Source organism: Hyphomicrobium sp. (assembly GCF_036833075.1).
In the GTDB taxonomy this organism is placed as follows: domain Bacteria; phylum Pseudomonadota; class Alphaproteobacteria; order Rhizobiales; family Hyphomicrobiaceae; genus Hyphomicrobium_C.
Map to the genome: position 1 here is coordinate 1 of NZ_DAITQL010000051.1, position 23,158 is coordinate 23,158.

A 23,158-nucleotide genomic window follows, 5' to 3' on the forward strand; every position below is an offset into this window, starting at 1 on the left:
TGAAGAAGCTGCAGCCGCAGATGGAGCAGCTTCGCGAGCGCTACAAGGACGACAAGGCCAAGCAGCAGCAGGAGCTGATGGCGCTCTACCAGAAGGAGAAGATCAATCCGCTGGCCGGCTGCCTGCCGATCCTGGTGCAGATCCCGGTCTTCTTTGCCCTCTACAAGGTGCTGTTCGTCTCGATCGACATGCGGCATGCGCCGTTCTTCGGCTGGATCCGCGACCTCTCGGCAGCGGACCCGACGTCGATCTTCAACCTGTTCGGCCTCCTGCCGTTCGCGGTGCCGGAGTTCCTGCACATCGGCGCGTGGCCGATCATCATGGGCCTCACGATGTGGGTCCAGATGCAGCTCAACCCGCCGCAGCCGGATCCGATCCAGCAGCAGATCTTCTCGTTCATGCCGCTGCTGTTCACGTTCCTGCTCGCAGCATTCCCGGCCGGCCTCGTCATCTACTGGGCCTGGAACAACGTGCTGTCGATCGCGCAGCAGTCGTACATCTCGCACAAGCAGGGCGCGGACTTCCATCTCCTCGACAACATCAAGCGCACGTTGGCGCCGATCGGGCGCCTGCTCGGTCTCAGCAAGACCTCATCCAAGACCGAAACCAAGTGATGACCGGCGCGGCTCTCTTCAGCCCCGAGGATCTCGCGGCGGGGGAGCGGCTCGTCGCCAGGCCCTGGCGCTTCGTCAAGGGCGTGGTGGCGCTCGACGGGCTGCCGGCGGACGGATGGTGCGAGGTCGCCTTCGCCGGACGCTCCAACGTCGGCAAGTCGAGCCTCATCAACGCCATGGTGCGCAACGGCTCTCTGGCGCGCACCTCCAACACGCCGGGGCGCACGCAGGAGCTCAACTTCTTCGCGCCGGCGGACGATCCGCTCTATCTCGTCGACATGCCGGGCTATGGATTCGCCAAGGCACCGAAGGACAAGGTCGAGACGTGGACGGCGCTGATCCGCGCCTATCTCGCCGGCCGGCCGACGTTGCGCCGCGCGTTCGTTCTCGTCGACAGCCGGCACGGGATCAAGCCGCCCGACCGCGAGATCATGACAATGCTCGACACGACCGCGGTCCCCTACCAGATCGTGCTGACGAAGGCCGACAAGATCAACGTGCCGGCGCTCGACGCCGTCTTTGCGGCGACGGGCCAGGCGATCAAGAACCATCCGGCCGCGTTTCCGATAGTGCTCGCGACGTCGTCCGAGACCGGAGCCGGCATTCCGGAGCTGCGCGCGACGCTGGCGGCGCTGCTCAGGGATTGAGGCGCAGGGGGCTGCCTGGCGAAGCCGCAAACAGCGCTCGTTTCGCTTTCCCCTACCCATTCATCACCGCGCCAGCCTACTCTTGCGCCGCGGACGTATCTGGATTGCCAGACGGCGAAGCTCGCGCGCGGCTCAGCCGCCGAGATGCTTGGCGATCAGGAGCTGTGCGATGACCCAACCGGTCTCGCCGAACTTGGCCAGGAGGCCGCCGATCACGGCCGCGGCGATCCAGCCGATCCAGCGGGCGGCGGTGCGCGCGTAGTTGATCGACACCTTGACGTCCACGATCTGGTCCGGCAACGCGGTCTCCGCCGTCATGCCGTCGGCGCCGACGGTGCGCGCCGAGACGATCAGCTGCAACGGACGCCGGCCGCGCGCGCGCGGCGTGACCGTCCAGCGCCAGCTCGCGAAGTCGTCGCTGCCGAAGCCGAGCACGTTCTCGATCCATTGCGTCTCGGGCGAGCGGTTCTCGATCGTGAACCCGCCGTCGGGCGCGCGCAGGCGCACCGACATCGCCTTCGTGACCACGACCTCATGGCGGAAGGCCGCGCCGCCGCCCTGCAGGCCTTCCGCCAGCGCCTTGACGTCGGCGCGCGCGATGCGGGCCTCGGCCACGACCGGCACGCCAACGCGCATGCGCCGCGGGATGTTCTCGATGAGCTGGCCGGATTCGATCAGCGGCCACGAGCCGACGAAGGGGCCGGACGGCGCGGCGCGGCGGCGGTCCGCGGGCGGGCTGGCGTTGCCCGTTGCGGCGGGGGCCGGCGTGGCGGAGGCAGGCGTGTGCCAGCGTGTGCCGGCGGCCGTATTCGGCGGTGGTTGCGGCTCGGATGGCGGGAGGGGATGAGCGCCCGTCCCGGGGGGCGAAGAGGGGATCGGCCATGACGCGGCATCCCGCTCATGACGGGGGGCCGGGACGGCGCCGGGGCGCTCGGCCGTGAGCGAGGGGAGGCCGTCCGAGGGGTGCTCGGCGGCGTGTTCCGATGCCGGGGGCTCGCGCTCGAACGGCGGCTCGCGGGGAGCCATCGGCGCCGGCTGCGGCGGGCCGCCGAGATCGGGATAGTTGGTGCGCGTGAGCGGTGATGGCGGTCTCTCCGGCCGCTCTGCCTCATCCGGGCGTTCCATGTCGGGCTGCCCCATGTCCGGACGCCCCATGTCCGGATGTCCAACGTCCGGATGCTCCACGTCGGCGCGTCCCATGTCCGTTGGGCGCGGCTGCAGCCGCTCGCGGGCCGAAGCCAGGATTTCCTCGGTGCTCGCCGGGCGGGTCAGATCGGGAGGCGGGGGCGCTCCGAAGTCGGGTCTTGGACGCGGCTCGGCCTCCTCGCGCTCGGGCTCGTGGTCCGGCTGCGGCGGTGGTGCGGGATATGAAGGGGGCGGCGGCGCAGGGCGCGGAGGGGCCGGTGCCGGATGGGGCGTGGCTGGTGCCGGTTGTGGCGGCTGGGGCGCAGGGGGAGCTGCGCGCTGGAGCGCCCGGATCGCCTCCTCGAAGGTCAGACCCTGCACGCGCAGCAGGTGGGCGGCCGCGCTCTTGCCGTCGCCGACGATGGCGGCCAGCACGATGGCGCCGTTGATCTCGCGCCGGCGGCCCTGTTTCGCGGCTGCGGCCGCCGCCTCGAGGATGCGGCGCAGGTCGGCCGAGATGGCGACGGTCTGGCCGCCCTCGGGATCGATATGGTCCTCGGAGCGGCCGAGGAACTCGGAAACCTCGGCGGTGAGCCGCGCGAGATCGATGTGGCTGGACTTGAGGACGACGGTCGCCTCCGGGTCCTCGGCGAGGGCGAGCAGCAGATGCTCCAGCGTCACCTCGCGGTGCGACTGGGCCGTCGCATAGTCGGCGGCACGGGTCAGTGTCGCCGTCAGATAGGGCGACATGGGAATTCTGCCGAGATCGTCGACGATCATGGTCGTCATCCAGGTTCCTCTCGAGGCCACCCCGCCTCTCGGGACGCGGGTCCGGTCCGGACCCCGCGCTCCCGCGTCGTGGTCGAATCTCTCTTGCGGGATATGACGTTATGATGAGGGTCGCGGCTAGGTTGAACCGCAAAGCCCGAGAACTCAACGGGTAATCTTGGCGCGCGAATGTGTGGGAATTCCGTTGAGCGGACACTCCACAGGTTATATGTGCTCGCCGTGGCGGTTGGGGCCCCTGAGCGCTCCGCCGCCTGAGTGACGTCCGTCCAACCGCGGCAGCAGGGATCGCAAGGCATCATGGCGAAGGCGACCGACACGTCCGGGGCAGCCCAGGGCAAGATCGATCCGAAGGAGATTTCAGCCCACGTGCAGGCGCGCATCCTGGCGGAAGCGCTGCCCAACATGCTGCGCTACGACGAGCAGACCGTGGTCATCAAGTTCGGCGGCCATGCCATGGGCGATGCAGCCCTCTCGGATGCCTTCGCCAAGGATATCGTCTATCTCAAGCAATCGGGCGTGAACCCCATCGTCGTGCACGGCGGCGGGCCGCAGATCGCCACCATGCTCAAAAAGCTCGAGATCACGTCCGAGTTCGTCAACGGGCTGCGCGTCACCGACAAGCCGACCGTCGAGGTGGTCGAGATGGTGCTCGCCGGGCGCATCAACAAGGACATCGTGTCGGCGATCAACAGGCAGGGCGGCAAGGCCGTCGGCATCTGCGGAAAGGATGCCAACCTGATGATCGCGCGCAAGATCACGCAGATGCCGGATCCCGTCAGCAGCGAGATGAAGGATGTCGATATCGGCTATGTCGGCGATCCGCTGCACGTCAATCCCCACATCGTCGACGTGATTTCGAAGTCGGACCTCATTCCGGTCATCGCGCCGATCGGCCTCTCGACCGAGGGGGAGACCCTCAACATCAATGCCGATACGTTCGCCTCCGCACTCGCCGCGCGGATGCAGGCCAAGCGCCTGCTTCTGCTCACGGACGTCGAAGGCGTGCTCGACAAGGACGGCCGCCTGATCGCCGACCTCACGATCGGGGAAGCGCAGGAGCTGATCCGCAACGGCACCATCACCGGCGGCATGATCCCCAAGATCGAGGGCTGCATCGAGGTGGTGGAGGCCGGCGTCGAGGCCGTCGTCATCATCAATGGAAAGGTGCCGCACAGCGTGCTGCTCGAGCTCCTTACCGATCACGGCGCGGGCACCCTTGTCGGCCGGCGCAAGCCAAAGCCGAAGCCGGGCGCATGAGATGAGCGCAGAGCGCAAGATCACGGCCGATCGGGCAGCGCCCAGGCTTCTTGCGCCGCGCGCGGGCGCTCCGGCGCGCGGGTTTGCGCGGACCGATGCCTGGATCTTCGATCTCGACAACACGCTCTATCCCGCCGAGTGCAACCTCTTCGCCCAGGTCGATCACCGCATGGGCGCGTTCGTTGCCCGCTACCTCGGCGTGCCGTATGCGCACGCCCGGCACCTGCAGAAGACCTACTATCGCCAGTTCGGAACGACGCTCGCCGGCCTGATGGCGGTGCACAAGCTCGATCCGGCGGAATTCCTGGCCTACGTGCACGACATCGATCTCTCGGTGGTCAGGGAGGCGCCGGCGCTTCGCGCTGCGGTGGCGGCGCTCCCGGGGCGGCGGCTAATCTATACGAACGGCTCGCGGCGCCATGCGGAGCGGGTCGCCGACAAGCTCGGCGTGCTCGATCTCTTCGAGGATATCTGCGATATCGCGGCCTGCGATTACGTGCCCAAGCCCGAGGCGGACGCGTTCCGACGCATGATCCGCCGTCACGGCGTGGCGGCGGAGACGGCCGCCATGTTCGAGGACATGCCGATGAACCTCGCCGCACCGCACGACCTCGGCATGACGACGGTGCTCGTGCATTCGGGCTATATCGATCACCCGATCCAGGAGCAGATGAAGAGCTGGACCGAGCTGCCCGACCATATCCACCATATGACGCTGGATCTGACAGGGTTCCTTGAAATGCGTCGCGATGCGGCCCACAAATCGATGGACCTCGAAGAAGGAGAAGCACCTGATGCGTGAAACGACAGAGGCCGCCGGCCCATCCCACCCCATGATCGTGAGTCGCCGGTCGGCCATCGCTCTCAGCGGTGCGACCATTGCCGGCGTCTCCGCCCTGGCTGCCACGTCCGCCACGGTGCTGGCGCAGGATCCGCACGCCGACCACAGCCCTCACGACCATGAGGGCCACGACCCTGCCGGTCATGACCACGGCGGCCACAAGCCCGACACGCAGCATCAGGCCGTGATCGACAGCGCGATGGACTGCGTTGCGAAAGCCGAAGCCTGCGTCGCCCACTGTATCGCCTCGCTGGCGAAGGGCGATACGTCGCTCGCCGAATGCCTCAAAAGCGTCCTCGCGATGATGCCGATGTGCGCGGCCGTCGCCCGCCTGGCCGCGCTCGATGCGCCGCGGCTCAAGGACGTCGCCAAGCTCTGCGCCGACATCTGTGCCGATTGCGAGAAGGTGTGCCGAAAACACGAAGCCCATCACGCCGTGTGCAAGGCGTGCGCCGACTCCTGCGCTCGCTTCGTCAAGGAAAGCCGCAAGCTCACCGACGCCTGACGCGGCCTCCTTCACCGACGCCAGACCTGCTGGGAGAGCCCATCACCCCTGCTTCTCCCAGCGGCCGCTGTCGGACTGGCGCCAGTAGGTGACGGCGCAGTCGGCAGCCTTGGCGGCTTTCCATTGCGCGCGCGCCTTGGCGGTCGCCTCGGGGTCGCGGCCGTCGAACAGGCAGACGATGCGCACGAAGCCGGTGAAGACGCTCATCTCCGCACCATCGACGAGGAAGCGCACGCCGGCGCCGTTCGGCGTTTCGTCTCCCGTGGTGAGATAGACCGGCTGGCGGACGGGATCGCCGTCGCGCGCGGTGCCGTGCGGGAGAAAGCTCGCGTCGCTGTAGGTCCAGAGCGCAAGGTCGAGGGCTTCGAGCCGTTCGGCGCTGCCGGATTGCACGACCGCGCGCCAGCCGCGCTCCAACGTGCGCTCGAGCAACGCCGGCAACACCCGCTCGAGCGGCGTGCGCTCGAGGTGGTAGAACAGCACTTCCGTGGTGGTGTCGGCCATGGAGCGTCTCCCGATGCGCCGCAACCTAGACCATGATGCCTATCAGCATGAAGTGCGATTCATCGGTCTCATCGAAGAGAGAGCGTGATCCCGATTCAATCAAAAACGATCACGCTATAGCGGGCAACGACCGGCCCCGCGATGCCATGCAAACGCACCGTGCATCCGGAAATGTTTCCCTAGGGGGCTTGATGTTATCGAGACGCTCGCCTATCTGTGCAAGTCCGGTGCGGCGCCATCTTGGGTGACGCCCGTGCGGGCGGTGACGTTCAGCAGCATCTTCGGGTTCGCTGCCGGACTCCCGCCCGCTGCGATTCTGGTTCCCGCTGCGATCAGCGCCGCTTGAGATACTTCCTCGGCACCAGCCCCGCATCGACGAGCGCGTCGAAGCATCCCTTGCTCAGGTTGCCTCGCTTGCCTGCGAGCTCGATGCAGTTGCGCAGGGCAGCCGAGCCGACCTTGTAGGCCGGACAGTGGGTGTTGTAATCGGCCCGGCAGGCGTTCTCCACCTTCTTGCTATAGGCTGCCGCCTCGACGGTGAGCATGGCCAGCACGGCAGCCGCCGTCGCCAGCGGCCATGCGAGGCGCGCAACGGTGTTTTCGGGGGCGAGGCAAGAGGCCTTGGACATCACGCAATCCTTTTTTTGTTTCTCGACGCTCTCGATCGGCATGATCCCCGGCCGCGAGCGTATCTTTTCACGTACGGCAGCACCAGACGGTTTCATCTCAGGGCTCTGTTGTCTGGTGCGCTGCGTTATCCGCGGCACTCTTTTGTCTGACGTGCCGCTTATCCGCGGCGCTTGGGCGCGAACGGATTGTCGCCGCCGCGCAGGTTCAAGCGGATCGGGACCCCCGGCAGGTCGAACGTGTTGCGCAGACTGTTGAGAAGGTATTTCTGATAGGTCTTGGGCAGCGCGTCGGGGCGCGAGCAGAAGGCGACGAATGTCGGCGGGCGCGTCGACGGCTGGGTCATGTAGCGGATCTTGAGACGGCGGCCGGAGGGCGCGGGCGGCGCGTGGCGCGCGAGCGCCTCCCCCAGCCAGCGGTTCAGCTCATGGGTCGGAACGCGCCGGTTCCAGACCTCGGAGGCGGTGACGATCGCGCGCAGAAGCTTGTCGAGGCCCTTCTCGCTCGCGGCCGAGATCGGGATCACGGCGACGCCCGGAACCTGTGCCAGGCCCTCGGCGATCTTCCGCAGAAGCTCCTTCAGAGCCTGCTGCTTGCTCTCGACGAGGTCCCACTTGTTGAGGGCGATGACGATGGCGCGGCCTTCCTCCGTCACGAGGTCGCCGATGCTCAGGTCCTGGTGCTCGATGCCGCGCTCGGCGTCGAGCAGCAGCACGACGACCTCGGCGAAGCGGATGGCGCGCACGGTGTCGCTGGTGGAGAGCTTCTCGGCGAGCTCGGTCACCTTGGCCTTGCGGCGCAGGCCCGCGGTGTCGAACAGCCGGATGGTGCGGCCCTGCCAGGCGATGTCGCTCGCCACGGTGTCGCGCGTCAGCCCCGGCTCGGGACCCGTGATCATGCGATCCTCGCCGAGGATGGCGTTGACGAGCGTCGACTTGCCGGCGTTGGGACGGCCGACGATGGCGACGCGCAGAGGCCGCTCGGTGGCGCCGGTGTCCTCCTCGCTCTCGGATCCGCCGTCGCCGGGCTTCGCCCTCGGCTTCGGCTTGAGGCCGAGGGCGGCTAGCGCGTCGCGCTCGAGATCGCCAAGGCCGAGGCCGTGCTCGGCCGAAATGGCAACCGGCTCGCCGAGCCCGAGCTTGAAGGCTTCGTAGAAGCCCTCGTCCGAGGAGCGGCCTTCGCACTTGTTGGCGATCAGCACGACGGGGCGGCCCGATGCGCGCACGGTGCGCGCGAACGTCTCGTCGGTCGCGGTCACGCCGTCGCGCGCGTCGATGACGAACAGCACGAGGTCGGCGAGCCCGATGGCAGCTTCCGTCTGCTGGCGCATGCGATCGGCGATCGAGCCCTTCGCGGCAACCTCGAGGCCGGCGGTGTCGATGATGGTGATCGGATGGCCGCCAAGCTCCGCCTCGCCCTCCTTGCGGTCGCGCGTGAGCCCCGGCAAGTCGGAGACGAGCGCGGCGCGCGTGCCGGTCAGACGGTTGAACAGGGTCGACTTGCCCACGTTGGGGCGGCCGACGATGGCGATCTTGGGGGTCATCTCGTTTGCTCGCGTTAACGGCGGCTTATGGCCCGAATTCCGCGGAAATGCAAAGCGCGGTCCCCTCCCCCTTGTGGGGAGGGGTTAGGGGTGGGGGAAACCCCTACGGCTGATGGTCTGCAATCCCCCCCTCCTAGCCTCCCCCACAAGGGGGGAGGAACAGGTAGCGTGAATCACGCCGACCGCGTCCGTATGATTTGAACATGCGCTAGTGTCCCCCACGTCATGTCGGAGACATGCCTTCGGCATGATGGGGGAGGACAGGGTGGTGTGCATTCCCGAGGGCACTAGCGAATGTCCTTAACGGTTGCGGCTGGCGACGAAGCGGGCGGCCTCGATCAGCGTTCCGGCGCGGGGCCCGAAGGGGCGCAGCGCGTCGACCGCGGCCTGCTCGACGCGCCGCAGCTCCGCGCGCGCCGCCTCGACCCCCATCAGCGACACCAACGTGGCCTTGCCCGCCGCCGCATCCTTGCTCACCGCCTTGCCGACGGTCTCCGCGTCGCCTTCGGCGTCCAGGAGGTCGTCGGCGATCTGGAAGGCCAGGCCGAGCGTCGTGCCGTAGTCGCGCACGGCGCGACGCTCAGCTGCGTCCGCGCGCCCCAGGATGGCACCGGCTTCGGCCGAGAACGTGATCAAGGCGCCGGTCTTCAGCCGTTGCAGGCGGCGGATCTCCGCGAGCGTCAGCGGCGCGGAGCGGGTGAGGCGCTCGGCTTCGAGGTCGAGCGCCTGCCCGCCGACCATGCCGTTCGGTCCGGCGGCTTTTGCGAGGCCCGCGATCAGCTCCAGCCGAACCCCGGCGTCCGGATGCGTGGCTGGCCCGCTCAGGATCTCGAAGGCGACCGTCAGCAGCGCATCGCCGGCGAGGATGGCGGTCCATTCGTCGAAGGCTTTCCACACCGTCGGCTGTCCGCGGCGCAGCGCATCGTTGTCCATGGCCGGAAGATCGTCGTGCGCCAGCGAATAGCAATGCACGCATTCGACGGCGGCCGCCGTCTCCAGAGCTTCGCTCTCGGACAGCCCGAAAAGAGCCGCACTCTCGACGACAAGAAATGGACGGAACCTTTTTCCGCCCCCGAGCGTCGCATGGCCGATGGCGTCCGTTAACCGACGGGAGGGCGGACCATCCTCTTCAGATGGCTCTTTTTTTGCGCACAGGAGCGCATCCAGACGGTTGTCCGTTAGCCGTCTGATCCAATCGAGCCTTTGCGCGAATGTCATTGAGGAAGTACCTAGACTTATCTTTGGGGCGTGGCGTGTGGCGCGGGATATAGCATTCGTGGCGGATAAGGACATCCGGGAGGACATCGGGGCACCCGAGGAGGTGCCGCCCTCCGACGGCTCCCGCTCGGAGGGGGGGCCTGCAACACGAGATCCCGAGCGCTCCGTGACCACCGACGACGCGCCGTCCACCTCCGCTCTCGTTTCCGAGCGCGACAATCCGTTGCGCGACGGGGCCTCGCCTGAGCATGACGTGACATCCTCGCCCGTCGACGTGCCTCAGGCGGACGCTTCCGATGCCGGCGAAGCGGATGCGACGGCCGCGGCGGCTCTTCCCGCCGATCCCAATCCCAATCCTGTCAATCCCGATCTTTGGCGTACGGCGATTGCCGATGCCCTGGCTGAAGCGCCGTCGGCCGGTCCGCCGCCGTCCGCCGAGGGCCCGGCCGCCGACCACGCGTGCGTCTCCGCAACGGTGCGAGACACGCCTTCCCACGACGCGTCCACAGGCGAAGCGCCCGCCGACGAGGCGCCTGCGGGCGAAGCGGACCGCGCCCTGTTCACGACGGCGGCGCAGGGTCTCTTTCGCCCGCCCGACATCGAGGAGGAGCCGCATCTCATCACGATCGGACGCCGTTTCGATTCCTCGGCTTGCGTTTTGCGTCCGGTTGCGCCCGACATCGCGCCGCGTCCGGAGCCGGCCCTCGCGCCCCGCTCCCGGTGGCAGGCGAGCCCTTGGGGCGCCCGCCTGCGGACGGTCGTGCGCTACGTCGCCTATGCGGCCGGCGGCTATCTCGCGCTCGTGCTGATGCTCATCCCGCTCTTCCGCTTCGTCAATCCGCCGGGCTCGATGCTGATGCTGACGCAGGTCCTCACCGGGACGCAGATCGACCGCACGTGGGTGCCGCTCGAATCCATCTCCCGCAATCTGGTGCGGGCCGTGATCGTGTCGGAGGACGGACGCTTCTGCGAGCACAGCGGCATCGATACGGCCGCCATCCGGGAGGCCATCGAGCGCGCGTCGCGCGGCACGCCGCGCGGGGCCAGCACCATCTCCATGCAGGTGATCAAGAACCTCTTCCTCTGGAATGCGAAAAGCTACGTGCGCAAGGTGATCGAGATCCCGCTCACCCTCTACATGGAGCTCGTCTGGCCCAAGAGCCGGATCCTCGAGGTCTATCTCAATATTGCGGAGTGGGGTCCCGGCGTGTTCGGCGCCGAGGCGGCGGCGCGGCATCATTTCGGCAAACCGGCCGCGCGGCTCGGTGAGCGGGAGGCGGCGCTTCTGGCGGCCGTGCTGCCCAATCCCGTCTTGCGCAATGCGGGCGCGCCGAGCCAGCTCACCTCCGCCAAGGCGCGCGTCGTCCAATCCCGCGTGCGCGCGTACGGGGCGGTGGCCTCGTGCGTGGCCTCTCAGGCGGCGGCGCCGCCCGTGGCCGCCCCGGCGACGGTCGGGCGGCCACGGACGCTGCGCAAAGCGGCGCCGCCCAAGGCGGCGGCGCCGAAGCCCCAGGTCCGCAAGAAGGCGCCCGCGGCCGACGACTGGGCCCCCACGCTCAATTTCGGGCCGCCTTGAGATCCGCGGAAGTGTGTGCTTTTTCCACGGCTTGCTGCCTGCCCAAAATGATCTGGCGCCGGTCGGCGTTTGCCGCTATAAGGCCGCGATCTTTGGTTTTGGAGCCTGCGGCGGCCGATCGAGCGGTCAGCCGCCGGGATGGGCCAAAGCCGGGCCCTCACCCATTCACACCACCGAGACCTTCCGCGCGCCCGTGTGCGGCGCTGCGATCATTGGAGTTAACCCATGGCTGTTCCAAGGAAAAAGACCTCGCCCATGAAGAAGGGGCAGCGTCAGTCGCACGATGCGCTGTCGGCGCCGGCCTATGTCGAGGACAAGGAGAGCGGCGAGCGCCGCCGTCCGCACCACATCGATCTCAAGACCGGCAAGTATCGCGGCCGTCAGATTCTCGCGCCGAAGTCCGACGCGTGAGACGGCGGCCGGGATCGTCATCGATCCGGCCTCTTCTGCCTGTAGCCAGATGAACGACGGTTCCCCGGTGGGAGCCGTCGTTTTGCTTGTCGTCCCTCGCAATCTCTCGGAGGATGGAGTACGAGGCTGACGCTTGGCCATCAGGAGAGACCGCCCATGTCACTGAGAGCTATCCCGTTCACGTTCCTTGTCTTCGTTCTCTACAACGTCCTCATTCTCTTCTCGGGCTCGTCGAGCGTCGAGGCGGGAGATGGCGCGGCGGCGGCGCGCGAGCTGCTCGCGGGCGAAATCTTCAGCGTTCCCATGATCAGCGGTGCGCATTGGGCGTTTACCTGGGGCGACCTGGTGCTCGTCGTGGCGCTGGTCGTGCTGTTCATCGAGCTTCTCAAGGCGACCTACACCTCCACGTCCTCGCTGATTGACCATGGCCTGTCGATGCTCATCTTCATCGCGGCGCTGGTCGAGTTCATCATCGTTCCGCAGGCGGCAACGTCGGTCTTCTTCCTGGTACTGGTCTCGTTCCTGATCGATGTCATTGCTGGATTCACCATCGGCATCCGCGTTGCACGCCGCGACATCGGGTTCGGCAACTCCGACCTCTAAGCCTCATCCAAATCGGAACCGCGCTTCGGACCGAGAAAAACCGAAGCGGGGTGTCTTCCGTCCAGTACCGTCGCGGCGCCCGGTCCCCTTCGGGGATCGCGCGTCGCGATTTGCTGCGTCAGGGTCGAATGTCTGATAGGATCCCGGGATCGGGCGCTCCGGAATGGCAGCCGGAGCTAGCTCACGTCCGAATTTTTTGGGTCCGCAGATGGCTTGCCCTCGAATTGGATCCCTTCCGGCGGATCCGATGTCGCGTCCTGCAACGGACGCCCCGTCGCTCGCTGGGGCGATGCGGCGGCGCCCGCCCGTCAATGGGCGTGCGTGCGGTCGATCGGACTAGGTCATGACCTGGGCCGTGTCGGATCCCGATCCCGCTTTGCTCAACCGGATCCGGCTCTTCGAAGCGCTCGGCGCCGCGTTGCGCCGGAGCGAGCGCACGCAGCGGCCCGCGGGTCTGCTCGCCGTCTCGGTCAATGCGCTGGGGGCCGTCAACACGCAGCTCGGTGTCGATGTCGGCGACGACATCATCGCCGCGGCGGGCCGCCTCCTGAAATCGAGCCTCAAGGAGGCCGATACCATCGGGCGGTATGGGTCGAACGCCTTTGCGATCATCATCGACGACTGCGATCCGGCTGCGCTGCGTGATACGGCGGAACGGTTGATCGCGCTGGTCGGAGCCGCGACCCTCTCGACCTCCGCAGGCCCCATGGCGGCCACGATCTCGGCCGGCGGGGTCGTCATTCCGTTGCATGCTCACACCGTCAGCGCCGCCATCCAAGGCGCGCTCAATGCCCTCGAGCTTGCAAAGCAGCCTCCCGGAGCCTTTGTCGCCTACACGCCGGAGCTCGCAGCGGAGCGTGCGCTCCTGCGCGAGCAGGCCGTCTCGAGCTCGGTGATGGGGGCGATCGAGGACGGGCGCATGCTGCTCATGCTGCAGCCCGTCGTCCGGACGCGCGATCACACGGTTGCCTTCTACGAGGGGCTTCTTCGGCTGCGCCGGCAAGATGGCGTCATGATCCCGGCCTCGGACTTCATCGAGGATACGGAAAAGCTGGGCCTCGTGCGGCTGGTCGACAGGCGGGCGCTCGAGCTCGGACTGGCGCTGCTCGCGGAGAGCCGGGGGCTCAACCTTTCCGTCAACATCTCCAGCCTGACGGTGGGCGATGAGGACTGGATCGCGGTCCTGCAGGCTTTCGCGCGGGGCCGGCCCGACATTCCCGCACGCCTGATCGTCGAGATGACGGAAACGGCGATGATCCACGACTTCGACGGGGCGGCCGTTTTCTTCGGCCGCTTGCGCGGCCTCGGATGCCGGATCGCCATCGACGATTTCGGCGCGGGCTATACGTCGTTCCGGCACTTGCGGCTGCTCACCGTCGACATGCTCAAGATCGACGGCGGGCTCATCGCCAACCTGGCGCGGGATGCGCAGGCGCGCGTGCTCGTCAAAGCGATGATCGAGATGGCGACCGGGCTCGGGCTCGAGACGGTCGCGGAGTGGGTGAGCGACGAAGCGAGCGCCGCGTTCCTTGCAGAGACCGGCGTCACCTACCTTCAGGGGTTCCTCTACGGACACCCCGCGCCCGTCGAAGAACTCAAGGAAAAAGGGGCGCTCTGAGGTGCGTCCCTACTCGCGGTCTTTGGCGAGGCGGTCGATGCGTTCCTGCATGACGGTCAGCTGGGCTTTGAGCTCGTCGATCTCGCCCTTGGGCGCTTCCGCGCCTGCGGAGGACGGCTGCGCCGCCGCGTCAGGGATCTTGCCCTGTTTTGCCGCGCCGCCGAAGGACGTCCACATCGCCATCGCCTGCTCGAACATCGCCATGTTCTTGCGCGCCTGGTCCTGGTAGGCCTCGAAGGCGGCCGCGGGGTTGGCGAAGGCGCTCGCGAACATGGAGCGGAACTTCTCCTGCTCCTTGACGAGGTTCTCGAGGCTGAACTGGAGGTAGCTCGGCACCATGGTGCCGATGTTGTCGTCGTAGAAACGGATGAGCTGGCGCAGGAACGGGATGGGAAGAAGCGTCTGCCCGCCCTCGCGGCTCTCCTGCTCGACGATAATCTGAGTGAGAACGGCATGCGTAAGGTCGTCGCCGGATTTGGCGTCGTAGACTACGAAATCCTTGTCGTTGCGAACCATCTGCGCCAAGTCGTCCAGCGTCACGTAGGTGCTGGTCTCGGTATTGTAGAGGCGCCGGTTGGCGTACTTCTTGATGACGACCGCCTCTTTCTTGTCGGCTTGTACGTCAGATTTGTTGAGCATTGGCTGAGCCATCAAACTAACCTCGTTGCACTGCGGCATCGTAGCACAGGCTTTGCGTGGGCGGCCAGAGCTAACTGCATAGCTGCCAAGCCAACTTCCCAGCCAAGAGCCAAGTTGCGGGCAGCGTTCAGCACCTGCTATCGTAATTTGGGGTCGTGCCTTTGATGCATATCAAAAGCAGGGCCCCGCTCAAGGCGAAGAAACGCCACTGATTGCCCCGAGGAGGAAGCACGTATGAGTGCGGATAGCACGACCATTGTCATTGCCAGCGCTGCCAGAACGCCCGTCGGATCGTTCAACGGATCGCTCGCCAGCCTGCCCGCCCACGAGCTTGGCAAAGTCGCCATCACCGCCGCCCTCGCGCGCGCCGGCGTGCAGCCCGGCGACGTGTCCGAGGTCATCCTCGGACAGGTTCTCACGGCCGCTCAGGGCCAGGGCCCGGCCCGCCAGGCTTCAGTCGCGGCTGGCATTCCTGTCGATGCGCCGGCCTGGAGCGTGAACCAGATCTGCGGCTCGGGCCTCCGGGCGGTGGCGCTCGGCGCCCAGCAGATCCAGAGCGGCGATGCCACCATCGTCGTCGCGGGCGGACAGGAGAGCATGAGCCGCTCCGCGCATGCGTCCCATATGCGCGACGGCACGAAGATGGGCGACGTCAAGTTCGTCGACACTATGGTCAAGGACGGGCTGTGGGATGCGTTCAACAACTATCACATGGGGACCACGGCCGAGAACGTTGCCAAGCAGTGGCAGATCACGCGCGCCGAGCAGGATGCTTTCGCCGCCGCCTCGCAGAACAAGGCCGAGGCCGCGCGCAAGGCCGGCAAGTTCAAGGACGAGATCGCCCCGGTCACGATCAAGGGCCGGAAGGGCGACGTGGTCGTTGACACCGACGAATACATCAAGGAGGGCGTGACGGCGGAGGGCATCTCCAAGCTCCGGCCCGCTTTCGATCCCAAAGAAGGCTCGGTGACCGCGGCCAACGCGTCCGGCATCAATGACGGCGCCGCCGCGGTGGTGCTGATGACGGCCGAGGAGGCCAAGAAGCGCGGCGTGAAGCCGCTCGCGCGCATCGTGTCGTGGGCGACGGCGGGCGTCGATCCGTCGATCATGGGCACGGGGCCGATCCCCGCCTCGAAGAAGGCGCTGGAGAAGGCCGGCTGGAAGATCGAGGATCTTGATCTCATTGAGGCCAACGAGGCGTTCGCCTCCCAGGCGATCTCGGTCAACAAGGGGCTCGGCTGGGATACCGACAAGGTCAACGTCAACGGCGGCGCGATCGCCATCGGCCATCCGATCGGGGCCTCGGGCGCGCGCATCCTGACGACGCTGCTCTACGAGATGCAGCGCCGCGATGCCAAGAAGGGTCTCGCCACGCTCTGCATCGGCGGCGGCATGGGTGTCGCCATGTGTCTCGCCCGCGACTGACGGCTTTCCGCTTCCTGCTCCCTCCCCACTCGCTTGGGGAGGGAGCTTCCCACCCATTTGCACTGTTACATTTTGCAGGCTCCCCGCATCGTGTGCTGGGCGCTAGGTCCTTCCCACAATCAAACAGAATCCGGCTCTAGGGAGATTTCACTCATGACGCGAGTCGCTGTGGTTACCGGGGGTACGCGGGGCATTGGCCACGCCATCTCCATCGCACTCAAGAACAAGGGTTATCGCGTCGCCGCGAATTACGCCGGAAACGACGCAGCCGCCCAGCAGTTCCAGGTCGAGACGGGAATTCCCGTCTACAAGTGGAACGTCGGCGACTACGACGCCTGCGCGAAGGGCGTCGCCGAAGTGACGAAGGCGCTGGGTCCGATCGATGTTCTGGTCAACAACGCCGGCATCACGCGCGACGCGATGCTGCACAAGATGACGCCGCAGCAGTGGCGCGAGGTGATTAGCGTCGACCTCGATTCCGTCTTCAACATGAGCCGCCTCGTCATCGACTCCATGCGCGCCCGCAATTTCGGCCGCATCATCAACATCTCGTCGATCAACGGCCGCAAGGGCCAGATGGGCCAGACCAACTACTCGGCCGCCAAGGCCGGCATGCACGGCTTCACCAAGGCGCTCGCTTTCGAGACGGCCGCCAAGGGCATCACCGTCAACACCATCGCGCCCGGCTACATCAACACCGAGATGGTCGCCGCCGTGCCGAAGGAAGTCATGGAGAGCAAAATCCTTCCGCAGATTCCGGTGGGCCGTGTCGGCGAGGCAGATGAGATCGCGCGCGCCGTGACCTTCGTGGCGGCAGACGAGGCGGGCTTCATCACGGGAGCGTGCTTCGACATCAACGGCGGCCATTACATCGCACTTTAATCTGCAAGGACCGTTGCTCTTACAGAAAGGCCGCGGAGGAAAATCCTCCGCGGCCTTCTCGTTTCGTGAGGCGCTGCGGATACGTGTCTGGGCACCAGCCTTCGCCGGTGTGACGTCGTGTTGAGGCAATCGGTGCGGATACAATCAAACGTCATCCCGGCGAAGGCCAGGATCCAGACACAGTGAAAAAAGAAGAAGCCGGCGGTCTCATCGAGACCGCCGGCTTCTTCTTCAGATCATTGCTTGCGTGCGGCTAGCCGCGGATGCGGGAGCGGACGATGCGTGGAAACTCCTCGTCGGCCTCGGCGCCGAACGGAGCGGCTTGACGCTGATCCTGCGCCGGCCAGCGGTCATTCTGCTGGGGTGGCGGTGCGCCATAGCCCTGCGGCGGCGGTGCGATCGGGCGTGATTGCGACGGTGGCGTCTTACTCGCCGCCGCGCGCTGCGAAGCCGGTGCGCCACCGAACCAGGCGTCGATCAGGTCGATCTCGTCCGCGGAGAGGTTGAGCCCCTGCTGACGGCACCGTGCCACCACGAAATTGCGGAAGCGGCTGGCGAACAGGTTGGCGGAGGCGCCCTGCTCGAACCAGGGATCGGGCTCGCCCACCACCTCGAGAACGAAGCGCACGTCGTCGCGCCGCACCTCGAGCCCCATGTCGCGTGCACGCTCGACGATGTTGGTCAGCGTCTGCTGGCCGGAGAGGTTGTTGGTCGTGATCTCTTCCGCCATCACCTCGAACAGGACGCGGTACTCGGGCGGCGCGAGCGGCGGGGCTTGGCACGCCTCGTGGATGCGCGCAATGGACTGCTGGATCTGCGAGGCGTGATCGGCCGATGCGCGCGCGGGCGGAGGCGCGCTCTGGCGCGGCGGACGGGCAGGCGCTTCGGGAGCCGGAGCCAAGGGCGTGCCGTAGCCCGGCGGCGGAGCATGCGCCGCCGGGGCCGCCGGCTCGGGGCTGCGCGCGGCGGGCGGCATGCCGATCGCGCGATCCGGGGGCGGCGCGAAGAAGCCGGACTGCCCATAGGCCTGCGGCTGGGGCTCCTGCCGGGGCGGAAGCGGCGTGCGGGCGGGCGCAGGCGGGGCGGCTTGCTCGCTCCGCTCCTCGCGCGGCGCATAGCGCGCCTCGTCGTAGCGGGGTGCCGGATGCTCCGCCCCACGCGGCGCATACGGAGGCTCGTACTCGGGACGGCGCTCACGCGCGTATTCGGTCCGGGGCTCCGCGGCGGGCGGCGGCGGGCTCGCCTCGAAGCGCTGCTCGTAACGCGGCTCGGCGGCCTCGGTGCGGCGCTCGCGCGGGATCTGCGGCTCGGAGCGGATCTCGGGACGCGCCTCGATCTCGCGCGCGATCTGGCGCGTCGGCTCGTAGGCGAAATACGGAGGCTGGTCGGTGAGCTTGATGTCCTTCGGCAGCGCGCGCGCCAGGAGATCGCGGAAGCTCCCGGCGCCGGCCCAGCCGGATCCGACCGTCTTCTCATGGCCGAGGGCGCGCACGGCGCGGTCGGCCAGCGATTCGAGCGGCACGGGCTGGCCGGCGGAGCGTACGCTGCCGACCACCTCGGCGACGATCGACTTTTGCATTCCTTCGAGGTCGGCAGTCGTCGGCTCGCGCAACGCGCCGCCCGACTTCACCTCCTGGTCGACGCGGCCTTCGAGCAGCAAGGCGATAAGGTCGGCCTCGCGGACCTCGCCGTCGCTGATCGCGGTATAGGGCTGGGCCGTGTGGTCGTTGGCGAACACGACCGTGCGACGGGCGTGGGCGCGCAGGCGATGCAGGACGGGCGTGAAGTCGGCGTCTCCCGACAGCAGGATGAACTCGTCGAAGCGCGTCTCGTGGTTCAGCACGTCGCGCACGTCCATCACCATGCGGATGTCGGCGGAGTTCTTGAGCTGCGCCGTCAGCGGCGGGCAATCGACGACCTCGAAGCCCGCGCGCAGGAAGTGATGGCGCACGAACGGAAACGAGTTCATGTCGGTCGAGTTGTCGCTCGCGTTGCGGCGGGGAACGGGATTGCCGTAGCAGCGGCTCATGATGATGCGGCGCGGCAGCGTGAAGCTCGCGCCGTTGGTCGGCGTGATCAGCCGGCCGCTCTCGATCTCGCGCAGCCACAGCCCGGCGTCCTTGGCGAACCGCTTGGCCGCTTCCTCGTTCTTTCGCTTCAGCGACAGGTAGATGTTGTCGTAATCGACGAATACCGTACTGAGAACAGTCCCGGCGGACTCGACCTTCATATTTGCAACCCCCGCTGCGCGCACGCTTTTCTCGAATGGCTCGCACTCTTAACGAGTCGTGTTTGAGCGGCAAGCGCAGGGGGGACCCGGTCCCCAGGAATTGCTCGAAGGTGGTTCAATAACAAAGTACTTAGCGGGTTTTGCTCCGCCAATCAGTGGTGGAAAACTCAGGCGCCGGTCCTGCGGTCGTCGTTTTGACGGTCGAGCCTTGCCCTCTGAGGCGCGACGCGCTGCGAAAGCCCGCACGTGCTTCAGAAGCGGTTCTTGCGCTCGCGCAGGGCGGCAAAAACTTTCCAGTCCGGTCCGTCCGGCAGGTTCACATGGGCGCGGATGGCGGGCGTCGCCGCGCGCAGGAACACGTTGGTTTCGTGCTCGAGGTCGACGCGGGTCGGAAGGGTCGGCCGGCCGTCCCTGCGCGCGGCCTCGGCCTCGGCGAGACGCTCGGCAAGGCGTGCGTTGCCGGGCTCGATGGTGGCGCCGAACTTGCCGTTCGACACCGTGTACTCGTGCCCGCAGTAAAGGTGTGTCTCGGGCGGGAGGGCGGCGATCTTCTGCAGGGACGCCCACATCATCTCCGCCGTGCCTTCGAGGACCCGTCCGCAGCCCATCGCAAAAAGCGTGTCGCCAACGAAGGCGACGCCGGCCGCGGGGATCCAATAGGCGATGTGCCCCATGGTGTGCCCCGGCGTGTCGAGGACTTTCGCCTCGAGGCTGCCGAGGTGCAACGAGCAGGGCTCCGCGACGCCGGCGTCGAGGCCCGGAATGCGGACGGATTCGGCGCTGGGGCCTATGACCGTGCACTGCGTCTCGCTCTTGAGGGCCGGGATGCCCGCCGTATGATCGGCGTGGTGGTGGGTGACGAGAATGTGGGTGAGCGTCCAGCCCCGCTCGTCGAGCGCGCGTTTGACTGCGCCGGCGTCCGGCGCATCGATCGACAGCGTGACGCCCTCTTCCGCATCGTGGACAAGGACGCCATAATTGTCCTTGAGGCAGGGGAATTGATGAATTTCGGGTTGGGCCATGGTGCGCCGTGACCCGCCCGCTCCAGTGCCGACGGGATCCAAACCGGAAGCTAGCCGCGCGCCCTTGCCATTTCAATGCCGGCCGGGCGAAATGTACCCGCAAAACCTCCGGACCTCCTGAGCGCATGCATCTCGATGTCGTCACGCTGAGGGATTTTTACGCAACGCCGCTCGGCCAGATCGCCCGGCGGCTTCTGGCGCGCCGTATCCGGTCCCACTGGGGCTCGGTCGTGGGCGAAACGATTGCAAGCCTCGGGTTCGGCACGCCCTTCCTCGGGCCTTATCGGAGCGAGGCGCTCTCTCTCGGTGCGCTGATGCCCGCCCGCCAGGGCGTCCTCGTGTGGCCTTCGACGACGCCCGTCCTGTCGACGCTGGTCGAGGAGGATCAGCTTCCCTTGCGCGACAACTCCGTCGACCGCCTCCTCGTCGTGCACTGCCTCGAGGTGACGGAGCAGGCGATGCCGCTGCTTCGCGAGCTGTGGCGCGTGTTGAAGCCGGAGGGACGCCTCCTGGTTGTGGTCCCCAACCGGCGCGGCCTGTGGGCGCACGTCGACACGACGCCGTTCGGATACGGCAGTCCCTTCAGCCGCTCGCAACTCGAGCATCTGCTGCACCAATGCCTCTTCACGCCGACGACGTTCGACAGTGCGCTCCATCTGCCGCCGTTCGACCGCGGCATCGTCGTGCGCTCGGCCGCGGCGTGGGAGCGTGTGGGGAGCCGGCTCTCGCCGGGGCTCGGCGGCGTTCTGCTGGTCGAGGCGCGCAAGGAGATGGTGGCGCCGGTCAGGGGCAAGCCCGCGCGCGCGAAAGCGCTGCGGGTGCTGATGCCGATCCGGTGAACGCCCTCTTCGTCGCGCGCGGTTCGCTCGAAGCGCGACAAGACGCGGCCCGTTTAGAGCATGATCATTCTTGATTGAATCGGGATCACGCTCTCTCTTTGATAAGATTGATGAGTCACACTTCAGGCTGATGGGCCTGAAGTGATTATGGTCTAGAGAGTTTCCGTTTCAGATGGAAACAGCGGTTCGACATGCGCAAGCCCGTCTGGACTCCGGCCTTCGCCGGAGTGACGTTGAGTTTGCGTAGCCCGCCTGCATACAAATGACGTCATCCCGGCATCATGGCGGAGCCATGCTCCGCATGGACGGCCGGGATCCAGACACGCCAATTGCTCGCATGACCATGTTTCCACCGAAGTCGGAACGACTCTAAGCGCGGCGGCGGAGCTTGAAGACCGCTTTCTCGCCGAACAGGTTCTGCAGCGACAGAGAGGTCCGGATCGGCAGGCGCTTGCCCTGGCTGTTGAAGGCCACCGCCTCCTCGACCTCGGCATCGACGAGCGCCACCAGGTCCACGAAGTCCTTGATGGTGCAGAGATGCGCATCCGCCGTCGCATACCAGGGCTCGGGCAGGTTCGGCGTCACGGGCATGCGGCCCGTGAGCAGCAACGCGGCCCGAACGCGCCAGTGCCCGAAGTTCGGGAACGAGACGATGGCGTGCTTGCCGATGCGGAGCAGGTTGGCGAGCACCGTCTTCGGATCGCGCGTCGCCTGGATGGTGAGGGACAGGATCGCGAAGTCGAACGCCCCGTCGGGATAGTCCTTGAGGTCGCTGTCCGCATCGCCCTGGATGACGGAGAGGCCGCTCTTCACGCACAGGTTCACCTTCTCGCGCGAGAGCTCGACGCCGCGCCCGTCGACGCCTTTCGTCTCGGCAAGGAGCTTCAGGAGCGCGCCGTCGCCGCAGCCGACGTCGAGTACGCGCGAACCCGGCGTCACCATCTCCGCGATCAGGAGGTGGTCGGCGCGCTGCTGGCCGGCAACTGCTTTCTGCATCAGGCGAGCCCCCGCTTGGCCGCTGCCGCGCCGAGGAAGCCGCGGACCGTGGCGTGAAACTCCGGCTCCTCGAGCAGGAAGGCGTCGTGGCCTTTGTCGCTCTCGATCTCGACGAACGACACGTTGGCTGCCACCGCATTCAGGGCGTTGACGATGACCTTGCTGTCCCGCGTCGGATAGAGCCAGTCGCTCGTGAAGGAAACGACGCAGAACTGCGTCGCGGTGCCGACGAAGGCGTTGGCGAGCTTGCCGCCGTGCGCGGTCTCGAGGTCGAAGTAGTCCATCGCGCGCGTGATGTAGAGATAGCTGTTGGCGTCGAAGCGATCGACGAACGTCGAGCCCTGGTGACGCAGGTAGCTCTCGATCTTGAAGTCGGCGTCGAACGAGAACGAGCGGGCGGCGCGATCCTGAAGATTGCGGCCGAACTTTCCCTGCAGGGCCTCTTCGGAGAGATAGGTGATGTGGGCTGCCATGCGCGCGACCGAGAGGCCGTTCTTCGGGACGACGCCGGCATCGTAGTAGTTGCCGCCGCGCCAGTCGGGATCGGCCATCACGGCCTGGCGCCCGACCTCGTGGAAGGCGATGTTCTGCGCCGAATGCCAGGGGGCGGCCGCGATCGGAACGGCGGTTGCCACGCGCTTTTTCTGCCGGGCCGCCCATTCGAGCACCTGCATGCCGCCCATGGAGCCACCGATCACCGAGAAGAGCTCGTCGATGCCGAGATGGTCGATGAGGCGCACCTGTGCGTCGACCATGTCGCCGATGGTGATCACGGGAAAGTCGAGGCCGTAGGGCTTGCCCGTCTTCGGGTTCAGCGACGCAGGTCCCGTGGACCCCATGCAGCCGCCCAAAATGTTCGGGCAGACGACGAAGAAGCGGTCCGTATCGATGGGCTTGCCGGGGCCGATCATCGTCTCCCACCAGCCGGGCTTGCCGGTGATGGGGTGGTGGCTCGCGGCGTACTGGTCTCCGGTCAGCGCGTGGCAGACGAGGATGGCGTTGGATTTCCGGGCGTTGAGCGTGCCGTATGTCTCGTAGGCAATCGTAAGGGGCGCGAGGAGCTGGCCGGATTCGAGCTGCAAGGGCGCGTCGTTGGGAAAGACGACGCAAGGGCTCGAAGGGTTCAATGTCTCGGAGCGGTGCGGGGTGCTCGCGGCGGCTTGCGCCTGACCCCGGTCCTGGTCTCCGGACGCCGCGATGGACGTGGCCATGCATCCTGCTCCCGGCCCGCGTCTCGCGGGCGTTCG

22 protein-coding genes are annotated in these 23,158 nt (G+C 67.0%); 12 read left to right on the forward strand and 10 right to left on the reverse strand.

Translation table 11 applies throughout. From position 1 onward, the window contains the following. Together yidC and yihA are read left to right on the forward strand one after the other, a co-directional pair. Window positions 1-614, forward strand: a 614-nt coding sequence (gene yidC, locus V7082_RS14380) for a membrane protein insertase YidC (RefSeq protein ID WP_334149677.1), incomplete at its 5' end; no start/stop codon positions are given. Continuing rightward, window positions 614-1,261 (forward strand): ribosome biogenesis GTP-binding protein YihA/YsxC, encoded by a 648-nt coding sequence (gene yihA, locus V7082_RS14385; protein ID WP_334149679.1) that lies wholly within the window; start codon window positions 614-616, stop codon window positions 1,259-1,261. The genes yidC and yihA, both read left to right, overlap by 1 nt. A gap of 132 nt (window positions 1,262-1,393) precedes the next feature. Here the strand turns inward: yihA and V7082_RS14390 are convergent, their stop codons facing one another. Next, window positions 1,394-3,175 (reverse strand): Clp protease N-terminal domain-containing protein, encoded by a 1,782-nt coding sequence (locus V7082_RS14390; RefSeq protein ID WP_334149681.1) that lies wholly within the window; start codon window positions 3,173-3,175, stop codon window positions 1,394-1,396. 297 nt (window positions 3,176-3,472) lie between these two features. Here V7082_RS14390 and argB point away from each other — a divergent pair, with 297 nt between their 5' ends. From argB to V7082_RS14405, 3 genes are read left to right on the forward strand one after another with little or no spacing between them, the layout of a single operon-like run. Continuing rightward, complete coding sequence (gene argB, locus V7082_RS14395) at window positions 3,473-4,432, forward strand: acetylglutamate kinase (RefSeq protein WP_334149683.1); 960 nt, start codon at window positions 3,473-3,475, stop codon at window positions 4,430-4,432. A gap of 1 nt (window position 4,433) precedes the next feature. Next, a complete protein-coding gene (locus V7082_RS14400) occupies window positions 4,434-5,234 on the forward strand; it encodes a pyrimidine 5'-nucleotidase (protein WP_334149685.1) in 801 nt (266 codons plus the stop codon). Next, complete coding sequence (locus tag V7082_RS14405; RefSeq protein ID WP_334149687.1) at window positions 5,227-5,778, forward strand: four-helix bundle copper-binding protein; 552 nt, start codon at window positions 5,227-5,229, stop codon at window positions 5,776-5,778. The genes V7082_RS14400 and V7082_RS14405 overlap by 8 nt, the downstream gene beginning before the upstream one ends. Before the next feature lie 42 nt (window positions 5,779-5,820). Here V7082_RS14405 and V7082_RS14410 read toward each other — a convergent pair whose 3' ends face one another. The 4 genes from V7082_RS14410 to V7082_RS14425 form a co-directional block, all read right to left on the reverse strand. Next, entirely contained in the window at window positions 5,821-6,282 is a 462-nt protein-coding gene (locus tag V7082_RS14410; RefSeq protein WP_334149689.1) for a DNA polymerase III subunit chi, read from the reverse strand. Between the two features lie 332 nt (window positions 6,283-6,614). Then, window positions 6,615-6,911 (reverse strand): hypothetical protein, encoded by a 297-nt coding sequence (locus V7082_RS14415; protein WP_334149691.1) that lies wholly within the window; start codon window positions 6,909-6,911, stop codon window positions 6,615-6,617. A gap of 158 nt (window positions 6,912-7,069) precedes the next feature. Then, window positions 7,070-8,452 carry a ribosome biogenesis GTPase Der gene (gene der, locus V7082_RS14420; RefSeq protein WP_334149693.1) on the reverse strand — a complete coding sequence of 461 codons (1,383 nt, stop codon included), beginning with the start codon at window positions 8,450-8,452 and terminating at the stop codon, window positions 7,070-7,072. Window positions 8,453-8,752: 300 nt separating this feature from the next. Then, window positions 8,753-9,757, reverse strand: a complete 1,005-nt coding sequence (locus tag V7082_RS14425) for a polyprenyl synthetase family protein (protein WP_334149695.1) — start codon at window positions 9,755-9,757, stop codon at window positions 8,753-8,755. Between V7082_RS14425 and mtgA the strand changes: the two genes are divergently transcribed. From mtgA to V7082_RS14445, 4 genes are all read left to right on the forward strand, one after another. Further along, entirely contained in the window at window positions 9,729-11,246 is a 1,518-nt protein-coding gene (gene mtgA, locus V7082_RS14430; RefSeq protein WP_334149696.1) for a monofunctional biosynthetic peptidoglycan transglycosylase, read from the forward strand. The genes V7082_RS14425 and mtgA overlap by 29 nt on opposite strands. Window positions 11,247-11,471: 225 nt before the next feature. Beyond that, entirely contained in the window at window positions 11,472-11,657 is a 186-nt protein-coding gene (gene rpmF / locus V7082_RS14435; protein ID WP_334149698.1) for a 50S ribosomal protein L32, read from the forward strand. 156 nt (window positions 11,658-11,813) lie between these two features. Then, window positions 11,814-12,260, forward strand: coding sequence for a hypothetical protein (locus V7082_RS14440; protein WP_334149700.1), 447 nt, complete (start codon window positions 11,814-11,816; stop codon window positions 12,258-12,260). A gap of 343 nt (window positions 12,261-12,603) precedes the next feature. Next, window positions 12,604-13,878: a bifunctional diguanylate cyclase/phosphodiesterase gene (locus V7082_RS14445; protein WP_334149702.1), complete on the forward strand. Its 1,275-nt coding sequence runs from the start codon at window positions 12,604-12,606 to the stop codon at window positions 13,876-13,878. A gap of 9 nt (window positions 13,879-13,887) precedes the next feature. Here the strand turns inward: V7082_RS14445 and phaR are convergent, their stop codons facing one another. Beyond that, window positions 13,888-14,517, reverse strand: coding sequence for a polyhydroxyalkanoate synthesis repressor PhaR (gene phaR, locus V7082_RS14450; protein WP_334149704.1), 630 nt, complete (start codon window positions 14,515-14,517; stop codon window positions 13,888-13,890). A 234-nt stretch (window positions 14,518-14,751) separates the two neighbouring features. Here phaR and V7082_RS14455 point away from each other — a divergent pair, with 234 nt between their 5' ends. Then, window positions 14,752-15,942, forward strand: coding sequence for an acetyl-CoA C-acetyltransferase (locus tag V7082_RS14455; RefSeq protein WP_334149706.1), 1,191 nt, complete (start codon window positions 14,752-14,754; stop codon window positions 15,940-15,942). Between the two features lie 153 nt (window positions 15,943-16,095). Further along, a complete protein-coding gene (phbB, locus tag V7082_RS14460; RefSeq protein WP_334149708.1) occupies window positions 16,096-16,824 on the forward strand; it encodes an acetoacetyl-CoA reductase in 729 nt (242 codons plus the stop codon). A 253-nt stretch (window positions 16,825-17,077) separates the two neighbouring features. Here the strand turns inward: phbB and V7082_RS14465 are convergent, their stop codons facing one another. Together V7082_RS14465 and gloB are read right to left on the reverse strand one after the other, a co-directional pair. Beyond that, window positions 17,078-19,054 (reverse strand): NYN domain-containing protein, encoded by a 1,977-nt coding sequence (locus V7082_RS14465; protein WP_334149710.1) that lies wholly within the window; start codon window positions 19,052-19,054, stop codon window positions 17,078-17,080. Window positions 19,055-19,305: 251 nt separating this feature from the next. After that, the gene (gene gloB, locus V7082_RS14470) at window positions 19,306-20,076 is read right to left on the reverse strand and encodes a hydroxyacylglutathione hydrolase (RefSeq protein WP_334149712.1); all 771 of its coding nucleotides are present in this window, start codon (window positions 20,074-20,076) and stop codon (window positions 19,306-19,308) included. A 125-nt stretch (window positions 20,077-20,201) separates the two neighbouring features. Between gloB and V7082_RS14475 the strand changes: the two genes are divergently transcribed. After that, complete coding sequence (locus V7082_RS14475; protein ID WP_334149714.1) at window positions 20,202-20,915, forward strand: class I SAM-dependent methyltransferase; 714 nt, start codon at window positions 20,202-20,204, stop codon at window positions 20,913-20,915. A 369-nt stretch (window positions 20,916-21,284) separates the two neighbouring features. Here the strand turns inward: V7082_RS14475 and metW are convergent, their stop codons facing one another. Together metW and metX are read right to left on the reverse strand one after the other, a co-directional pair. Continuing rightward, a complete protein-coding gene (metW, locus tag V7082_RS14480; RefSeq protein ID WP_334149716.1) occupies window positions 21,285-21,911 on the reverse strand; it encodes a methionine biosynthesis protein MetW in 627 nt (208 codons plus the stop codon). Next, window positions 21,911-23,122: a homoserine O-acetyltransferase MetX gene (metX, locus tag V7082_RS14485; RefSeq protein ID WP_334149718.1), complete on the reverse strand. Its 1,212-nt coding sequence runs from the start codon at window positions 23,120-23,122 to the stop codon at window positions 21,911-21,913. Before metX ends, metW begins: the two co-directional genes overlap by 1 nt. Between the last annotated feature and the right edge of the window lie 36 nt (window positions 23,123-23,158).